We start from the raw sequence: 15,571 nt of genomic DNA on the forward strand, positions 1-15,571 counted from the left end.
GACGCGCCCGGTTGTCGAGTAGCCGCGAAGCCGCGTATCGAGACACGATCACCGCACAGATAAGGAAACCCCCGTGGCACAAGACGTGCTCACCGACCTCACAAGGGTCCGCAACATCGGCATCATGGCGCACATCGATGCCGGCAAGACGACGACGACCGAGCGCATCCTGTACTACACGGGCACCAACCACAAGATCGGCGAGACCCACGACGGGGCATCGACCACCGACTGGATGGAGCAGGAGCAGGAGCGCGGCATCACCATCACGTCCGCCGCGGTGACGTGCTTCTGGGACAAGAACCAGATCAACATCATCGACACCCCCGGCCACGTCGACTTCACGGTCGAGGTCGAGCGCTCGCTTCGCGTGCTCGACGGTGCCGTCGCCGTGTTCGACGGCAAGGAGGGCGTCGAGCCCCAGTCCGAGACCGTCTGGCGTCAGGCCGACAAGTACGACGTCCCGCGCATCTGCTTCGTCAACAAGATGGACAAGCTCGGTGCCGACTTCTACTTCACGGTCGACACGATCGTCAACAAGCTCAAGGCCAAGCCGCTGGTCATCCAGCTGCCCATCGGCGCCGAGAACGACTTCGTCGGTGTGATCGACCTCGTCGAGATGCGGGCGCTGGTCTGGGCCGGCGACGCCAAGGGCGACGTGACCATGGGCGCCAAGTACGACATCCAGGAGATCCCCGCCGACCTCGCCGACAAGGCCGCCGAGTACCGCGAGAAGCTGCTCGAGACCGTCGCCGAGACCGACGACGTCCTCCTCGAGAAGTACTTCGGCGGCGAAGAGCTCACGGTCGCCGAGATCAGGGGCGCCATCCGCCAGCTCACCGTCACGTCGCAGATCTACCCCGTGCTGTGCGGTTCGGCGTTCAAGAACCGCGGCGTTCAGCCGATGCTCGACGCGGTCATCGACTACCTGCCTTCGCCGCTGGACGTGCCCGCCATCGAGGCGCACGACCCGAAGAACGAAGAGATCGTCATCCCGCGCCACGCAGACCGCGACGAGCCGTTCACGGCCCTGGCGTTCAAGATCGTGACGCACCCCTTCTTCGGTCGCCTCACCTACATCCGCGTGTACTCCGGTCACCTGGATTCGGGTGCGCAGGTCGTCAACTCGACCAAATCCAAGAAGGAGCGCATCGGGAAGATCTTCCAGATGTACGCCAACAAGGAGAATCCGGTCGATTCGGTCACCGCCGGACACATCTACGCGGTCATCGGTCTCAAAGACACCACGACGGGCGACACGCTCTCCGATTCGCAGCACCAGGTCGTGCTCGAGTCGATGACGTTCCCCGAGCCGGTCATCGAGGTCGCGATCGAGCCCAAGACCAAGGCCGATCAGGAGAAGCTGGGTCTCGCGATCCAGAAGCTCGCGGAGGAAGACCCGACGTTCCGCGTCGAGCAGAACTCCGACACCGGTCAGACCGTCATCAAGGGCATGGGCGAACTGCACCTCGACATCCTGGTCGACCGCATGAAGCGCGAGTTCCGCGTCGAGGCGAACGTCGGCAAGCCGCAGGTCGCGTACCGCGAGACGATCAAGAAGGCCATCGATCGCCACGACTACACGCACAAGAAGCAGACCGGTGGTTCGGGTCAGTTCGCGAAGATCCAGTTCGCGCTCGAGCCGCTCGCGGTCACGGCCGAGACGACGTACGAGTTCGAGAACAAGGTCACCGGTGGCCGCATCCCGCGCGAGTACATCGCTCCGGTCGACCAGGGCTTCCAGGACGCCATGAACGTCGGCGTGCTCGCCGGCTACCCCATGGTGGGCGTGAAGGCGATCCTCCTGGACGGTGCCTCGCACGACGTCGACTCGTCCGAGATGGCGTTCAAGATCGCCGGCTCGATGGGATTCAAGGAGGCCGCCCGCAAGGCGAACCCCGTGATCCTCGAGCCGATCATGGGCGTGGAGGTCCGCACGCCCGAAGAGTACATGGGCGACGTCATCGGCGACCTGAACTCGCGTCGCGGTCAGATCCAGTCGATGGAGGATGCTCAGGGCGTCAAGGTCGTCAAGGCCCTCGTCCCGCTGTCCGAGATGTTCGGCTACATCGGCGACCTCCGCTCCAAGACCTCCGGCCGCGCCGTCTACTCCATGGAGTTCGACAGCTACGCCGAGGTGCCGCGCGCGGTGGCCGACGAGATCGTCCAGAAGAACAAGGGCGAGTGATCGCCCGCCGGTCCCTGAGCTTGTCGAAGGGTCGGGGACCGGCATCCATAACTTCACAGTTTCACCCCACCCCTCTCTACTAAAGTAGAAACCAATCCCCGTAGAGATCCGGTCGCAAACCAGCGCCCGGACCATCTACATGAACGTCCTGAGGAGGACCCAGTGGCTAAGGCCAAGTTCGAGCGGACCAAGCCGCACGTAAACATCGGAACCATCGGTCACGTCGACCACGGCAAGACCACGCTCACCGCTGCGATCTCGAAGGTGCTCGCCGACACGTACCCGTCGGCCACCAACGTGCAGCGTGACTTCGCGTCGATCGACTCGGCTCCTGAAGAGCGTCAGCGCGGCATCACGATCAACATCTCGCACGTCGAGTACGAGACGCCGAAGCGCCACTACGCGCACGTCGACGCCCCGGGTCACGCCGACTACATCAAGAACATGATCACCGGTGCTGCCCAGATGGACGGCGCGATCCTCGTGGTCGCCGCCACCGACGGCCCGATGGCGCAGACGCGCGAGCACGTGCTGCTGGCCAAGCAGGTCGGCGTGCCGTACCTGCTGGTCGCACTGAACAAGTCCGACATGGTCGACGACGAAGAGATCCTGGAGCTCGTCGAGCTCGAGGTTCGCGAGCTGCTGTCGAGCCAGGACTTCGATGGCGACAACGCCCCCGTCGTGCGCGTCTCGGGCCTGAAGGCACTCGAGGGCGACCCCGAGTGGACCAAGTCGATCCTCGAGCTCATGGAAGCCGTTGACGCGTCGGTTCCCGACCCGATCCGCGACAAGGACAAGCCGTTCCTCATGCCCGTCGAGGACGTCTTCACGATCACCGGTCGTGGCACGGTCGTGACGGGTCGCGCCGAGCGCGGCACGCTCGCGATCAACTCCGAGGTCGAGATCGTGGGTCTGCGCCCGACGCAGAAGACGATCGTCACCGGTATCGAGATGTTCCACAAGCAGCTCGACGAGGCATGGGCCGGCGAGAACTGCGGACTGTTGCTGCGCGGCACCAAGCGTGACGACGTCGAGCGCGGCCAGGTCATCGTCAAGCCCGGCTCGGTCACCCCGCACACCAACTTCGAGGGCACGGCGTACATCCTGTCCAAGGAGGAGGGCGGACGCCACAACCCGTTCTTCACGAACTACCGCCCGCAGTTCTACTTCCGCACCACCGACGTCACGGGCGTCATCACGCTGCCCGAGGGCACCGAGATGGTCATGCCCGGCGACACCACCGACATGACCGTTGAGCTGATCCAGCCCATCGCCATGGAAGAGGGCCTCGGCTACGCGATCCGTGAGGGTGGCCGCACCGTCGGCGCCGGCACGGTGACCAAGATCGTCAAGTAGTTCTTCTCGCTCCACAGACAAGGGGTCGGGCCTTCGGGTCCGGCCCCTTCGTCGTTTCCCGTCTTGTTCATGCGGACGCGGTTGACGGATGCGGCAACCCCCCGAACAATGAGGAGCGAGCCTCCGAGCGGGGGCGCGGAAGGAGCGAGTATGGGTATCGATGATCTCGTCAACCAGGGCAAAGAGTTCCTGGACCAGAACAAGGACAAGATCGGCGAGGCGCTGAAGAGCGAGCAGGCCGAAGGCATCAGCGACAAAGCGCTGGATGCTGCGGCCGACTTCGTCAAGAAGGTCGCTCCGGAAGCCGCCCACGGCACCGTGGACGACGTCCGCGCCAACGTCGACAAGGCGGTCGGCAACGAGTGACCCTCGTGCGCTGAGCGCCTGCAGAGCGGCCCGGGAGGCGACTCCCGGGCCGTTTCTGCGTCTCCCGTGGCCGGGGTCCCGCCGCAATGCACCCTCGGTTCCCGCAATGCACCCTCGGTTCCCGCAATGCACCCTCGGTGCCCGCAATGCACCCTCGGTGCCCGCAATGCACCCTCGGGCCCTCCCCACCCCCCTCCGAGGCCCCGGTTCTCCCCGTATCGATCTCGACCTTGAGCCACAGCATCCATCACCTGAGACCGTGTCGGGATGTCGGATCCCCTGAGCAAGGCCCGCCTCGTCTACGCCCACGGCCCCGGGGCTTTTCGATCCCTTGCCGAAGTGAGGATGACCGCGGCGCGCGACGGCCGATACGTGCCGATTCGCCAACGGGCATTCGCCGACGCGACCGACTGGGCGCAGCTATCGGATGAGGGGCGTCTGCGTACGCGCATCGAGGTCGTGGCCAGCGCCGCCCGCAGGCACGAGCCGGTCTTCTCGCACACGGCGGCGGGCGCATTGCACGGGCTGCCGCTGTACCGCGTCTCCACGGGTGTCGTCCACGTCATCACCCGTGGAGAGAATCCGCCGAAGAGTCAGTTCGACGTCGTGAGGCACCGTGACGCCCTGACCGATGCGGACGTGGTCAGGGTCGGGGGGCACGTGGCGACCTCTCTCGAACGGACTGTGTACGACATCATCCGCGCGGAGAGTCTCGAGACCGCGGTCGCTGTCTTCGACGCTGCTCTGCGCTCCGTCGCGTGGAATGACGACGTGCTCACCTACGATTTCGCGGCCGCTGCGCGGTTCCGCCGCGCAGTCGCCATGAGGGTGGATGCTGCGCGCGGCGCCCGCGGGAGACTCCAAGCTCAGTTCGTCACCGCGTTCGCCGACGGTCGAGCCCAGCTTCCCGCAGAGAGCGTCAGCCGGCTGTGGTTGTACGAACTCGGGGTGCCTGCGCCCGAACTGCAGTACCGCGTCGTCGGAGTCTCCGGGCGCACCTACTTCCTTGACATGGCGTGGCCAGAACTCGGGATCTTCGGCGAGTTCGACGGTCAAGGCAAGTACACGCTCCCTCATCTCACGAAGGGGCGTACCGAGGTGGAGGTCCGCGCGGCAGAGGCAGAACGCGAAGCAGAAATCCGCGCGGCCACCGGGTGGCGTCCGATCAGATGGAAGGGCGTCCAGATCTCGGCGCTCGATTCGTTCGCGGAGTTTCTCCGCGACGCCGGCATCCTCGACCATCCCGAAGCCTGAGATATTCGCTCGAGGGTGCATTGCGGAGCTCGAAAGTGCATTGCGGAGCTCGAGGGTGCATTGCGGAGCTCGAGGGTGCATTGCGGGAACCGAGGGTGCATTGCGGGAACGGGAGCGGGGGCCGGAGCCGGCGGGCGGCTGTCGGGCTGTGAGATGACTGGGTGTCGGGATGCGCGACACGCCCGGGTTTGCGACACGCCCGGGCTCCACGTACACTAGTAAGGTTCCACATTCCGGCGGCCGCTCAGCGTGCCCCGGATCACTGCCAGGGCAGTGCATAGGCGGCGTCGCTCTCTTCGGGGGGTCAGATGCAGGGTCCTAGGCCGCGGGCAGCAGAACCACATCCCACATCCACCTCGGCTTGCCGAGGGTACGCGTGCGTGCGCGGACGGGGGACCGGATGCTCCGGCATCCGGATTGACAGCAGAACAGTGGTGCAGCATCGCCGTGGCGACACGGCGTGCGAAGTGCCAAAGGGCGAGGGAAGAACCCTCCCACGCCCCCGTGCGTCCAATGCGTGTTTCGACAGGCTCAACAGCCGGTCGGGGCAACGTATGACGCCTCAAGAGAGAGAGCAGACAATGGCGGGACAGAAGATCCGCATTCGCCTGAAGTCGTACGATCACGCCGGCCTCGATTCGTCGGCCCGCAAGATCGTCGACACCGTGACCCGCGCCGGCGCGACGGTCGTGGGCCCCGTGCCCCTGCCGACCGAGAAGAACGTCATCTGCGTCATCCGGTCGCCGCACAAGTACAAGGACAGCCGCGAGCACTTCGAGATGCGCACCCACAAGCGTCTGATCGACATCATCGACCCGACGCCGAAGGCCGTCGACTCGCTGATGCGTCTGGACCTTCCTGCAGATGTCAACATCGAGATCAAGCTCTGAGGCTCGACATGACTGACATCAACTCCAAGATTTCGAAGGGGCTGCTGGGCACCAAGCTCGGCATGACCCAGGTGTGGAACGAGAGCGGCAAGCTCATCCCCGTCACCGTCATCGAGCTCGCGCCGAACGTGGTCACCCAGATCCGCACGCCCGAGAAGGACGGCTACAACGCCGTCCAGATCGCGTACGGCCAGATCGACCCCCGCAAGGTGAACCAGCCGCTGACCGCGCACTTCGAGGCCGCCGGCGTCACGCCGCGCCGCCACCTCACCGAGGTCCGCACCGCTGACGCCGCCGAGTACACGCTCGGCCAGGAGCTCACCGTCGACGCCACCTTCGAGGCCGGCCAGCTCGTCGACGTCGTCGGCACGAGCAAGGGCAAGGGCTTCGCCGGCGTCATGAAGCGTCACAACTTCAAGGGTGTCTCGGCGTCGCACGGTTCGCACCGCAACCACCGCAAGCCCGGCTCGATCGGCGCATCGTCGACCCCGAGCCGCGTCTTCAAGGGCATGCGCATGGCCGGCCGTATGGGTGGCGAGCGCGTGACCGTCCTCAACCTCACGGTGCACGCCGTCGACGCCGAGAAGGGTCTGCTGCTCGTCAAGGGCGCTGTGCCCGGCGCCCGCGGCCGCATCGTCTACGTCCGCAACGCAGTGAAGGGGGCCTAGTTCCATGGCCGACTCGACTCTCGCGCTCGACGTCCTCACCGCCGACGGCAAGAAGGCAGGCTCTGTCGATCTGCCCGCCACGGTCTTCGACGTCAAGACGAACATCCCGCTCATCCACCAGGTCGTCGTCGCGCAGCGCGCGGCGGCTCGCCAGGGCACGCACTCGACCAAGCGTCGTGGCGAGGTCTCGGGCGCCGGCCGCAAGCCCTTCAAGCAGAAGGGCACCGGTAACGCCCGTCAGGGCTCGATCCGCGCGCCGCACATGACCGGCGGTGGCATCGTCCACGGCCCGAAGCCCCGTGACTACGCGCAGCGCACCCCCAAGAAGATGATCGCCGCCGCCCTGCTGGGCGCGCTGAGCGATCGTGCTCGGGGCTCGCGTCTGCACGTCATCGAGTCCTTCGCGATCGAGGGTGCCCCCTCGACCAAGGCCGCCGCGACCGTGCTGACCGACCTGTCGGCGACCAAGAACGTCCTGGTCGTCATCGAGCGCGGCGACGAGATCACCGTCAAGAGCGTGCGCAACCTCGCGTACGTCCACGTGCTCTCGTTCGACCAGCTCAACGCCTACGACGTGCTCGTCTCGGACGACATCGTCTTCACCAAGGCCGCTTACGAGGCGTTCGTCGCTTCGAAGGCCGGCTCCACCGAGGAGGTCTCGGCATGACCACGCTGCAGGCGAGTGCAGACGGACAAAGCGGCCGTTCGCTCCAAACAAATAAAGACCCGCGCGACATCATCCTCAAGCCGGTCGTCTCCGAGAAGAGCTACGGGCTCATCGACGAGGGCAAGTACACCTTCTACGTGGACACCCGCGCGACCAAGGCTGAGATCAAGCTCGCCATCGAGAAGATCTTCGGTGTCAAGGTCGCAGCGGTCAACACGCTCAACCGCACGGGCAAGGCCCGTCGCACCCGCTTCGGCACCGGAAAGCGCAAGGACACCAAGCGCGCCATCGTCACGTTGAAGTCGGGCACCATCGACATCTTCACGGCAGTCGGCTGACGGTCGGGACAGAGGACTAGAGAACATGGCTATTCGCAAGTACAAGCCCACGACCCCGGGTCGCCGCGGCTCGTCGGTGGCCGACTTCGCCGAGATCACCCGATCGACGCCTGAGAAGTCGCTCCTCCGCCCGCTCAGCAAGACCGGTGGTCGCAACAACCAGGGCCGCATCACGACGCGTCACATCGGTGGTGGCCACAAGCGCCAGTACCGCGTGATCGACTTCCGTCGCAACGACAAGGACGGCATCGACGCGAAGGTCGCTCACATCGAGTACGACCCCAACCGCACGGCGCGCATCGCCCTCCTCCACTACGCCGACGGCGAGAAGCGCTACATCATCGCGCCCAACAAGCTGTCGCAGGGTGACATCGTCGAGTCGGGCGCCGGCGCCGACATCAAGCCCGGCAACAACCTGCCGCTGCGCAACATCCCCACCGGTACCGTCATCCACGCCATCGAGCTCCGCCCCGGTGGCGGCGCGAAGATGGCCCGCTCGGCGGGCGTCTCGGTGCGGCTGGTCGCCAAGGACGGTCCGTACGCGCAGCTTCGTCTGCCGTCCGGTGAGATCCGCAATGTGGATGCTCGCTGCCGTGCGACGATCGGCGAGGTCGGCAACGCCGAGCAGTCGAACATCAACTGGGGCAAGGCCGGTCGTAACCGCTGGAAGGGCATCCGCCCGACCGTCCGCGGTGTCGCGATGAACCCGGTCGACCACCCGCACGGTGGTGGCGAGGGCAAGACGTCCGGTGGACGTCACCCAGTGACGCCGTGGGGCCAGAAGGAAGGCCGCACGCGTCACGCCAACCTCGAGAGCGACAAGTACATCGTCCGCCGTCGCAACGCCGGCAAGAAGCGCAAGTAGGAGTAGAGGAAGATGCCACGCAGTCTTAAGAAGGGCCCCTTCGTCGACGAGCACCTGCTCCGCAAGGTCGTCGTTCAGAACGAAGCCGGTACCAAGAACGTGATCAAGACCTGGTCGCGTCGTTCGATGATCGTCCCGGCCATGCTCGGTCACACGATCGCCGTCCACGACGGTCGCAAGCACATCCCCGTGTTCGTGAGCGAGACGATGGTCGGCCACAAACTGGGCGAATTCGCGCCCACCCGCACCTTCCGCGGCCACGTGAAGGACGACAAGAAGGGCCGTCGCCGCTAAGGCGACTGAGGAGGAGAGAGAAATGGTGGAGTCCATCGCACGCGTGCGACACATCCGCGTTACGCCTCAGAAGGCTCGTCGTGTCGTCGCGCTCATCAAGGGCAAGCAGGCCCTCGAGGCACTGGCGATCCTGAAGTTCGCGCCGCAGAGCGCGAGCGAGCCGATCTACAAGCTGGTCGAGTCCGGAATGGCCAACGCCCGCGTCAAAGCCGACAGCGCGAACGAGTTCCTGGATGACCAGGACCTGTTCGTCAAGAACGCCTTCGTGGACGAGGGGACGACGCTCAAGCGTTTCCAGCCCCGCGCCCAGGGTCGCGCGTTCCAGATCAAGAAGCGTACGAGCCACATCACGATCGTGCTCTCGACGCCCGAGGTCGCTGACGCCTCGACCGCAGCACCCGCAGGCACCAAGACCAAGAAGGCGAGCAAGTAATGGGCCAGAAGGTAAACCCGTACGGCTTCCGCCTGGGTATCACGACCGACCACGTCTCGCGCTGGTTCTCGGACTCGACCAAGCCGGGTCAGCGTTACGCCGACTACGTGGCCGAAGACATCCGGATCCGCAAGCTCCTCCAGAAGAACCTGGATCGTGCCGGCGTGAGCAACATCGAGATCGAGCGCACGCGTGACCGCGTTCGCGTCGACATCCACACCGCCCGCCCGGGCATCGTGATCGGTCGCCGCGGCGCCGAGGCCGAGCGCATCCGCACCGACCTCGAGAAGCTCACCGGCAAGCAGATCCAGCTGAACATCCTCGAGGTCAAGAACCCCGAAGCGGATGCTCAGCTCGTCGCCCAGGGCATCGCCGAGCAGCTCTCCGCACGTGTGGCCTTCCGCCGCGCGATGCGCAAGGGTCTGCAGGGCGCGCAGCGTGCCGGAGCCAAGGGCGTCCGCATCCAGGTGTCCGGCCGTCTCGGCGGCGCTGAGATGAGCCGGTCGGAGTTCTACCGCGAGGGTCGTGTGCCGCTGCACACGCTGCGCGCGAACATCGACTACGGCTTCTACGAGGCCAAGACCACCTTCGGCCGCATCGGCGTGAAGGTCTGGATCTACAAGGGCGATCTCACCAACAAGGAGCTCGCTCGCGAGCAGGCCAACGCGCCCAAGGCGCCCCGTGGTCGCGATGACCGTGGCGGCGACCGCCGCCGTGGCCCCCGCAACGAGGCCCCCGTCGCAGAAGGAGCGTCTGCCTGATGCTTATTCCCCGCAAGGTCAAGTACCGCAAGCAGCACCACCCGGGTCGCACGGGCCAGGCCACCGGAGGCACGACAGTGTCGTTCGGTGAGTACGGCATCCAGGCGCTCACGCCCGCTTATGTGACCAACCGTCAGATCGAGTCCGCTCGTATCGCGATGACCCGTCACATCAAGCGCGGTGGAAAGGTGTGGATCAACATCTACCCCGACCGTCCGCTCACCAAGAAGCCGGCCGAGACCCGCATGGGTTCCGGTAAGGGTTCGCCCGAGTGGTGGGTCGCGAACGTCAAGCCGGGTCGCGTCCTCTTCGAGGTCGCCGGTGTGAGCGAGGAACTCGCTCGCGAGGCACTGACCCGTGCAATTCACAAGCTGCCCCTGAAGGCACGCATCATCAAGCGCGAGGAGGGCGACGCATAATGGCGCTCGGCACCAAGCAGCTCGCTCCCAGCGAGCTCGACACGTTCGAAGACCAGCGCCTCGTCGAGGAGCTGCGCAAGGCCAAGGAAGAGCTGTTCAACCTGCGCTTCCAGTCGGCCACCGGCCAGCTCGAGAGCCACGGCCGCATCCGTGCGGTCAAGCGCGACATCGCGCGGCTCTACACCGTGATCCGTGAGCGCGAGCTCGGCATCCGTGCCACTCCCGCTGCCGTGGACACCACGACGAAGGCGAAGAAGACGAGGGCCAAGAAGGCGGATGCTCCGGCAGCCGCGGCTGAGCCCGTCGACACCAAGGAAGAGGCCGAGTAATGGCTGAGACCACCGAGACGGCTGCTGAGAAGAAGCCCGCCGCCCCGAAGAAGACGGCTGCGCCCAAGAAGACCGCAGCGGCCAAGGCCGCCGAGGTCGAGGTCGCTCCGACCGTCACCTCCGGGCACGAAGGCTCCGCGCACGACGTGCGCGACGCCGACGCCCGTGGCTACCGCAAGTCGCGTCGTGGCTATGTCACGAGCGACAAGATGGACAAGACGATCGTCGTCGAGGTCGAAGACCGCGTGAAGCACCCGCTTTACGGCAAGGTCATCCGCCGGACGTCGAAGGTCAAGGTCCACGACGAGGCCAACACCGCCGGTATCGGCGACCTCGTGCTCATCAACGAGACCCGTCCGCTCAGCGCCACGAAGCGCTGGCGCCTGGTCGAGATCCTCGAGAAGGCCAAGTAGGCCCTCGGCCCACTTGGAACCCAAGGAGAAGACATGATTCAGCAGGAATCCCGAGTCAAGGTCGCCGACAACACCGGCGCCAAGGTGCTGCTCACCATCCGCGTGCTCGGCGGCTCGAAGCGCCGCTACGCGGGCCTCGGCGACACCATCGTCGCGACCGTCAAGGACGCGATCCCCGGTGGCAACGTCAAGAAGGGTGATGTGGTCAAGGCCGTCATCGTCCGCACCGTCAAAGAGACCCGTCGTCCCGACGGCTCGTACATCAAGTTCGACGAGAACGCCGCCGTCATCCTGAAGAACGACGGGGAGCCCCGCGGCACCCGCATCTTCGGACCGGTCGGCCGTGAGCTTCGCGACAAGAAGTTCATGAAGATCGTCTCGCTCGCCCCGGAGGTCATTTGATCATGGCGAACATCAAGAAGGGCGACCTGGTTCAGGTCATCTCGGGCGGCAAGCCCGAGCGCGGCGGAGACCGCGGCAAGCAGGGCAAGGTCCTCGAGGTCCTCGCCGAGCAGGACCGCGTCATCGTCGAAGGCGTGAACTTCGTCACGAAGCACAACCGCGTGGGTCAGACCCAGCGCGGCACCAAGACCGGTGGCATCGAGACCTTCGAAGCCCCCATCCACATCTCCAACGTCGCGATCGTCGACCCCTCGAGCAAGAAGCCGACCCGCGTCGGCCACCGCGTCCAGGAGCAGGTCAAGGACGGCGTCAAGCGCACCGTCCGCGTTCGTTACGCGAAGAAGTCAGGCAAGGACCTCTGATGAGCACGACCACTGCCGCGTCGGCTGGCACTTCACTGGATGGGCAGCCCACGGGCGCCGGCCAGCCGCGCCTGAAGCAGAAATACAACTCCGAGATCAAGAAGGCGCTGCAGGACGAGTTCGGCTACGCCAACGTCATGCAGACGCCGGGCCTGGTCAAGGTCGTCGTCAACACCGGTGTCGGCGAGGCGGCTCGCGACGGCAAGGTGATCGATGGCGCGGTCGAAGACCTCACCAAGATCACCGGCCAGAAGCCGATCGTCACTAAGGCCCGCAAGTCGATCGCGCAGTTCAAGCTGCGCGAGGGTCAGCCGATCGGCGCGCACGTCACGCTCCGCGGCGACCGTGCGTGGGAGTTCATCGACCGTCTCGTGTCGCTGGCTCTGCCCCGCATCCGCGACTTCCGCGGCCTCTCGCCCAAGCAGTTCGACGGCCACGGCAACTACACGTTCGGTCTGCAGGAGCAGTCGGTCTTCCACGAGATCGACCAGGACAAGATCGACCGCGTGCGCGGCTTCGACATCACGATCGTCACGACCGCGACAACGGATGCCGAGGGTCGGGCGCTGCTGCGTCACCTGGGCTTCCCGTTCCGCACGGACGACGCACAGGCGTAATACCCACCACCACAGGTCGGCGGGCTCGGAAAGCCCGTCGAAACCTGGTGAACAAAGGAAATAGCACATGACAATGACAGACCCGGTCGCAGACATGCTGACCCGTCTGCGCAACGCGAACTCGGCACACCACGACTCCGTGTCGCTGCCGAGCTCGAAGCTGAAGACGAACATCGCCCAGATCCTCAAGCAGGAGGGCTACATCGACTCCTGGAGGATCGAGGACGCCCGCGTCGGCCAGACCCTCACGCTCGAGCTGAAGTACGGCCCGAACCGCGAGCGGTCCATCGCCGGCATCAAGCGCGTCTCCAAGCCCGGCCTCCGCGTCTACGCGAAGTCGACCGAGATCCCCAGGGTCCTCGGTGGCCTGGGCGTCGCCATCCTGTCCACCTCCTCCGGTCTTCTCACCGACCGTCAGGCCGAGCAGAAGGGCGTGGGCGGAGAAGTTCTCGCCTACGTGTGGTGACCGGCGAATGTCTCGTATCGGACGTCTTCCCATCGACATCCCCGCCGGCGTGACCATCACGGTCGACGGCCAGGATGTGGCGGTTAAGGGCCCGAAGGGTGAGCTCGCGCTCACCGTCTCGCGCCCCATCGAGGTCAAGGTCGAGGAGAACCAGATCCTGGTCTCGCGGCCCGACGACGAGCGCGAGTCGCGCTCGCTGCACGGCCTCACCCGCACACTGATCAACAACAACATCATCGGCGTCACCCAGGGCTACACCAAGGGCCTCGAGGTCGTCGGCACCGGTTATCGCGTCGCTCAGAAGGGCGGCTCGATCGAGTTCGCCCTGGGCTTCTCGCACCCCGTGCTGGTCGAGCCGCCCGCGGGCATCACGCTCACGGTCGAGGGCAACAACAAGGTGACCGTCAGCGGCATCGACAAGCAGGCCGTCGGCGAGGCGGCCGCGAACATCCGCAAGATCCGCAAGCCCGAGCCCTACAAGGGCAAGGGTGTGCGGTACGCCGGCGAGGTCGTTCGTCGCAAGGCCGGAAAGAGTGGTAAGTAACCATGGCTGTCAAGTCAAAGACCGACGCCCGTTCGCGTCGTCACACCCGCCTCCGCAAGAAGGTCATCGGCACCCCCGATCGTCCCCGCCTCGTCGTCACCCGTTCGGCACGTCACGTGTTCGTGCAGCTCGTCGACGACAGCAAGGGCCGCACGCTGGCTTCGGCCTCGACGCTCGAGACCGACCTGCGCGCCTTCGACGGTGACAAGACCGCCAAGGCGCACAAAGTCGGCGAGCTCGTCGCCGAGCGTGCCAAGGCCGCCGGCGTCTCGGACGCCGTGTTCGACCGCGGTGGCAACCGCTACGCGGGTCGCGTCGCCGCTATCGCGGACGGCGCCCGTGAGGGAGGCCTGAACCTGTGAGCGATGTGACCAACAACAATCTGGAGACTGAAGTGACCGCCACCGAGCAGTCCGCCGAGCAGGCAGCGCCCGCCGAGCAGACCGCGCCCGCCGAGGCGACCACCGAGCGCGAGCGCGAGCCCCGCCGCGGCGGTCGTGAGCGCAACGCCAATCAGCGCGATCGCGGTGCACGCGATGCCGACAAGAGCCAGTTCCTGGAGCGCGTCGTCACCATCAACCGTGTGTCGAAGGTCGTCAAGGGCGGTCGCCGCTTCAGCTTCACGGCCCTCGTGGTCGTGGGCGACGGTAACGGGGTCGTCGGCGTCGGATACGGCAAGGCCCGCGAGGTGCCCCTGGCCATCTCCAAGGGCGTCGAAGAGGCCAAGCGCAACTTCTTCCGCGTGCCCCGCGTCGGCTCGACCATCCCGCACCCCGTGCAGGGTGAGGCAGCCGCCGGTGTGGTGCTCCTGCGCCCCGCATCATCGGGTACCGGTGTCATCGCCGGTGGTCCGGTGCGCGCCGTACTCGAGTGCGCCGGCATCCACGACGTGCTGTCGAAGTCGCTCGGCTCGTCGAACACGATCAACATCGTCCACGCGACGGTCGCCGCCCTGAAGCAGCTCGAGGAGCCCCGTGCGGTCGCCGCTCGTCGCGGTCTCGAGTTCGACCAGGTCGCGCCCGCGCGTCTGGTCCGCGCGGAGGCTGCCGCCGCCGCTGCCGCGAAGGTAGGTGCCTGATGGCCGCCCGTCTCAAGGTGACACAGATCAAGTCCAAGGTGAGTGAGAAGCAGAACCAGCGTGACACGCTGCGCAGCCTCGGTCTCAAGCGGATCAACGACTCCGTCGTCCGCCCCGACGACGCGCAGACGCGCGGTTACGTCAAGACCGTCGCCCACCTCGTCAAGGTTGAGGAGATCGACTGATGGCCGACAAGGCTGAGAACAAGGACGCCGTCGAGGTGGAGGCCCCCAAGAAGGCCGCCCCCAAGAAGGCGTCGACGACCAAGGCTGCTGCAGCCAAAGCGACCGACAAGAAGGCTCCGGCTGCGAAGACGGACAAGCCGAAGACGGATGCTGTCGCATCGCGTCCCGGTGTGCTCAAGGTGCACCACCTGCGTCCGGTCCCCGGATCCAACACCTCCAAGACCCGTGTGGGTCGCGGTGAGGGGTCCAAGGGAAAGACCGCAGGCCGTGGCACCAAGGGCCAGAAGGCGCGCTACCAGGTCAAGGCTGGGTTCGAGGGTGGGCAGATGCCGCTGCACATGCGCACCCCGAAGCTGCGCGGATTCAAGAACCCGTTCCGCGTGGAGTACCAGGTCGTGAACCTGGAGAAGCTCTCCGAGCTCTACCCGAAGGGCGGCGACGTCACCGTCATCGACCTCGTGGCCAAGGGCGCGGTCCGCAAGAACGAGAAGGTCAAGGTGCTCGGCACCGGCGACATCGCCGTGAAGCTGAACGTCTCGGTCGACAAGGTCTCGGGTTCTGCCGAGCAGAAGATCGTCGCCGCGGGCGGTTCGGTCAAGTAGTCATTACCTCGTGAGGGCCGGAGCATGCTCCGGCCCTCACTGGGTTACCCTGGAGGTTGACGCGCCCGGTGCGC

General features: G+C 65.9%; 24 protein-coding genes. All 24 read left to right on the forward strand.

Going from position 1 to position 15,571, the window contains the following annotated elements; translation table 11 throughout:
* Window positions 1-73 precede the first annotated feature (73 nt).
* The 24 genes from fusA (at window position 74) to rplO (ending at window position 15,497) form a co-directional block, all read left to right on the forward strand.
* Entirely contained in the window at window positions 74-2,188 is a 2,115-nt protein-coding gene (gene fusA, locus ACFE6Z_RS11345; protein WP_375385805.1) for an elongation factor G, read from the forward strand.
* 162 nt (window positions 2,189-2,350) lie between these two features.
* Window positions 2,351-3,544, forward strand: a complete 1,194-nt coding sequence (tuf, locus tag ACFE6Z_RS11350) for an elongation factor Tu (RefSeq protein WP_375385806.1) — start codon at window positions 2,351-2,353, stop codon at window positions 3,542-3,544.
* A gap of 150 nt (window positions 3,545-3,694) precedes the next feature.
* Window positions 3,695-3,910, forward strand: a complete 216-nt coding sequence (locus ACFE6Z_RS11355) for a hypothetical protein (protein WP_375385807.1) — start codon at window positions 3,695-3,697, stop codon at window positions 3,908-3,910.
* A 267-nt stretch (window positions 3,911-4,177) separates the two neighbouring features.
* Window positions 4,178-5,164 (forward strand): hypothetical protein, encoded by a 987-nt coding sequence (locus ACFE6Z_RS11360; RefSeq protein WP_375385808.1) that lies wholly within the window; start codon window positions 4,178-4,180, stop codon window positions 5,162-5,164.
* Window positions 5,165-5,745: 581 nt separating this feature from the next.
* Window positions 5,746-6,054 (forward strand): 30S ribosomal protein S10, encoded by a 309-nt coding sequence (gene rpsJ, locus ACFE6Z_RS11365; RefSeq protein ID WP_091703640.1) that lies wholly within the window; start codon window positions 5,746-5,748, stop codon window positions 6,052-6,054.
* 8 nt (window positions 6,055-6,062) lie between these two features.
* Window positions 6,063-6,722 carry a 50S ribosomal protein L3 gene (rplC, locus tag ACFE6Z_RS11370; protein WP_375385809.1) on the forward strand — a complete coding sequence of 220 codons (660 nt, stop codon included), beginning with the start codon at window positions 6,063-6,065 and terminating at the stop codon, window positions 6,720-6,722.
* Between the two features lie 4 nt (window positions 6,723-6,726).
* Window positions 6,727-7,389 carry a 50S ribosomal protein L4 gene (gene rplD, locus ACFE6Z_RS11375; protein WP_375385810.1) on the forward strand — a complete coding sequence of 221 codons (663 nt, stop codon included), beginning with the start codon at window positions 6,727-6,729 and terminating at the stop codon, window positions 7,387-7,389.
* Window positions 7,386-7,727, forward strand: coding sequence for a 50S ribosomal protein L23 (rplW, locus tag ACFE6Z_RS11380; RefSeq protein WP_375385811.1), 342 nt, complete (start codon window positions 7,386-7,388; stop codon window positions 7,725-7,727). Before rplD ends, rplW begins: the two co-directional genes overlap by 4 nt.
* A 25-nt stretch (window positions 7,728-7,752) precedes the next feature.
* Complete coding sequence (rplB, locus tag ACFE6Z_RS11385) at window positions 7,753-8,592, forward strand: 50S ribosomal protein L2 (RefSeq protein WP_375385812.1); 840 nt, start codon at window positions 7,753-7,755, stop codon at window positions 8,590-8,592.
* A 12-nt stretch (window positions 8,593-8,604) separates the two neighbouring features.
* On the forward strand, window positions 8,605-8,886 hold the full coding sequence (rpsS, locus tag ACFE6Z_RS11390; protein ID WP_056117683.1) for a 30S ribosomal protein S19: 282 nt from the start codon (window positions 8,605-8,607) through the stop codon (window positions 8,884-8,886).
* 22 nt (window positions 8,887-8,908) lie between these two features.
* Complete coding sequence (gene rplV / locus ACFE6Z_RS11395; RefSeq protein WP_375385813.1) at window positions 8,909-9,319, forward strand: 50S ribosomal protein L22; 411 nt, start codon at window positions 8,909-8,911, stop codon at window positions 9,317-9,319.
* A complete protein-coding gene (gene rpsC, locus ACFE6Z_RS11400) occupies window positions 9,319-10,080 on the forward strand; it encodes a 30S ribosomal protein S3 (RefSeq protein ID WP_150448868.1) in 762 nt (253 codons plus the stop codon). The genes rplV and rpsC overlap by 1 nt, the downstream gene beginning before the upstream one ends.
* Complete coding sequence (rplP, locus tag ACFE6Z_RS11405) at window positions 10,080-10,499, forward strand: 50S ribosomal protein L16 (protein ID WP_375385814.1); 420 nt, start codon at window positions 10,080-10,082, stop codon at window positions 10,497-10,499. Before rpsC ends, rplP begins: the two co-directional genes overlap by 1 nt.
* A complete protein-coding gene (gene rpmC, locus ACFE6Z_RS11410; RefSeq protein ID WP_375385815.1) occupies window positions 10,499-10,828 on the forward strand; it encodes a 50S ribosomal protein L29 in 330 nt (109 codons plus the stop codon). The genes rplP and rpmC overlap by 1 nt, the downstream gene beginning before the upstream one ends.
* Window positions 10,828-11,241 (forward strand): 30S ribosomal protein S17, encoded by a 414-nt coding sequence (gene rpsQ, locus ACFE6Z_RS11415; RefSeq protein ID WP_375385816.1) that lies wholly within the window; start codon window positions 10,828-10,830, stop codon window positions 11,239-11,241. Before rpmC ends, rpsQ begins: the two co-directional genes overlap by 1 nt.
* Window positions 11,242-11,274: 33 nt before the next feature.
* Window positions 11,275-11,643, forward strand: a complete 369-nt coding sequence (gene rplN / locus ACFE6Z_RS11420) for a 50S ribosomal protein L14 (protein ID WP_150448865.1) — start codon at window positions 11,275-11,277, stop codon at window positions 11,641-11,643.
* 2 nt (window positions 11,644-11,645) lie between these two features.
* Window positions 11,646-12,005: a 50S ribosomal protein L24 gene (rplX, locus tag ACFE6Z_RS11425; protein WP_375385817.1), complete on the forward strand. Its 360-nt coding sequence runs from the start codon at window positions 11,646-11,648 to the stop codon at window positions 12,003-12,005.
* On the forward strand, window positions 12,005-12,622 hold the full coding sequence (gene rplE / locus ACFE6Z_RS11430; RefSeq protein WP_375385818.1) for a 50S ribosomal protein L5: 618 nt from the start codon (window positions 12,005-12,007) through the stop codon (window positions 12,620-12,622). Before rplX ends, rplE begins: the two co-directional genes overlap by 1 nt.
* A 67-nt stretch (window positions 12,623-12,689) precedes the next feature.
* Complete coding sequence (rpsH, locus tag ACFE6Z_RS11435; protein WP_375385819.1) at window positions 12,690-13,088, forward strand: 30S ribosomal protein S8; 399 nt, start codon at window positions 12,690-12,692, stop codon at window positions 13,086-13,088.
* Between the two features lie 7 nt (window positions 13,089-13,095).
* Window positions 13,096-13,632 carry a 50S ribosomal protein L6 gene (gene rplF, locus ACFE6Z_RS11440; protein ID WP_150448862.1) on the forward strand — a complete coding sequence of 179 codons (537 nt, stop codon included), beginning with the start codon at window positions 13,096-13,098 and terminating at the stop codon, window positions 13,630-13,632.
* A gap of 2 nt (window positions 13,633-13,634) precedes the next feature.
* Window positions 13,635-13,994 (forward strand): 50S ribosomal protein L18, encoded by a 360-nt coding sequence (gene rplR / locus ACFE6Z_RS11445; RefSeq protein ID WP_375385820.1) that lies wholly within the window; start codon window positions 13,635-13,637, stop codon window positions 13,992-13,994.
* Window positions 13,991-14,710 (forward strand): 30S ribosomal protein S5, encoded by a 720-nt coding sequence (gene rpsE, locus ACFE6Z_RS11450; protein WP_375385821.1) that lies wholly within the window; start codon window positions 13,991-13,993, stop codon window positions 14,708-14,710. The genes rplR and rpsE overlap by 4 nt, the downstream gene beginning before the upstream one ends.
* Window positions 14,710-14,895, forward strand: coding sequence for a 50S ribosomal protein L30 (gene rpmD, locus ACFE6Z_RS11455; RefSeq protein ID WP_091484804.1), 186 nt, complete (start codon window positions 14,710-14,712; stop codon window positions 14,893-14,895). Before rpsE ends, rpmD begins: the two co-directional genes overlap by 1 nt.
* Window positions 14,895-15,497: a 50S ribosomal protein L15 gene (rplO, locus tag ACFE6Z_RS11460; RefSeq protein ID WP_375385822.1), complete on the forward strand. Its 603-nt coding sequence runs from the start codon at window positions 14,895-14,897 to the stop codon at window positions 15,495-15,497. The genes rpmD and rplO overlap by 1 nt, the downstream gene beginning before the upstream one ends.
* Window positions 15,498-15,571: the final 74 nt, after the last annotated feature.

It is taken from the genome of uncultured Microbacterium sp., from assembly GCF_964244775.1.
In the GTDB taxonomy this organism is placed as follows: Bacteria; Actinomycetota; Actinomycetes; order Actinomycetales; family Microbacteriaceae; genus Microbacterium.

Coding starts and splice junctions, on each gene's coding strand:
- ACFE6Z_RS11355 (WP_375385807.1), top strand. CDS start 3,695: ATGGGTATCGATGATCTCGTCAACCAGGGCAAAGAGTTCCTGGACCAG.
- ACFE6Z_RS11360 (WP_375385808.1), top strand. CDS start 4,178: ATGTCGGATCCCCTGAGCAAGGCCCGCCTCGTCTACGCCCACGGCCCC.
- rpsJ (WP_091703640.1), top strand. CDS start 5,746: ATGGCGGGACAGAAGATCCGCATTCGCCTGAAGTCGTACGATCACGCC.
- rplC (WP_375385809.1), top strand. CDS start 6,063: ATGACTGACATCAACTCCAAGATTTCGAAGGGGCTGCTGGGCACCAAG.
- rplD (WP_375385810.1), top strand. CDS start 6,727: ATGGCCGACTCGACTCTCGCGCTCGACGTCCTCACCGCCGACGGCAAG.
- rplW (WP_375385811.1), top strand. CDS start 7,386: ATGACCACGCTGCAGGCGAGTGCAGACGGACAAAGCGGCCGTTCGCTC.
- rplB (WP_375385812.1), top strand. CDS start 7,753: ATGGCTATTCGCAAGTACAAGCCCACGACCCCGGGTCGCCGCGGCTCG.
- rpsS (WP_056117683.1), top strand. CDS start 8,605: ATGCCACGCAGTCTTAAGAAGGGCCCCTTCGTCGACGAGCACCTGCTC.
- rplV (WP_375385813.1), top strand. CDS start 8,909: ATGGTGGAGTCCATCGCACGCGTGCGACACATCCGCGTTACGCCTCAG.
- rpsC (WP_150448868.1), top strand. CDS start 9,319: ATGGGCCAGAAGGTAAACCCGTACGGCTTCCGCCTGGGTATCACGACC.
- rplP (WP_375385814.1), top strand. CDS start 10,080: ATGCTTATTCCCCGCAAGGTCAAGTACCGCAAGCAGCACCACCCGGGT.
- rpmC (WP_375385815.1), top strand. CDS start 10,499: ATGGCGCTCGGCACCAAGCAGCTCGCTCCCAGCGAGCTCGACACGTTC.
- rpsQ (WP_375385816.1), top strand. CDS start 10,828: ATGGCTGAGACCACCGAGACGGCTGCTGAGAAGAAGCCCGCCGCCCCG.
- rplN (WP_150448865.1), top strand. CDS start 11,275: ATGATTCAGCAGGAATCCCGAGTCAAGGTCGCCGACAACACCGGCGCC.
- rplX (WP_375385817.1), top strand. CDS start 11,646: ATGGCGAACATCAAGAAGGGCGACCTGGTTCAGGTCATCTCGGGCGGC.
- rplE (WP_375385818.1), top strand. CDS start 12,005: ATGAGCACGACCACTGCCGCGTCGGCTGGCACTTCACTGGATGGGCAG.
- rpsH (WP_375385819.1), top strand. CDS start 12,690: ATGACAATGACAGACCCGGTCGCAGACATGCTGACCCGTCTGCGCAAC.
- rplF (WP_150448862.1), top strand. CDS start 13,096: ATGTCTCGTATCGGACGTCTTCCCATCGACATCCCCGCCGGCGTGACC.
- rplR (WP_375385820.1), top strand. CDS start 13,635: ATGGCTGTCAAGTCAAAGACCGACGCCCGTTCGCGTCGTCACACCCGC.
- rpmD (WP_091484804.1), top strand. CDS start 14,710: ATGGCCGCCCGTCTCAAGGTGACACAGATCAAGTCCAAGGTGAGTGAG.
- rplO (WP_375385822.1), top strand. CDS start 14,895: ATGGCCGACAAGGCTGAGAACAAGGACGCCGTCGAGGTGGAGGCCCCC.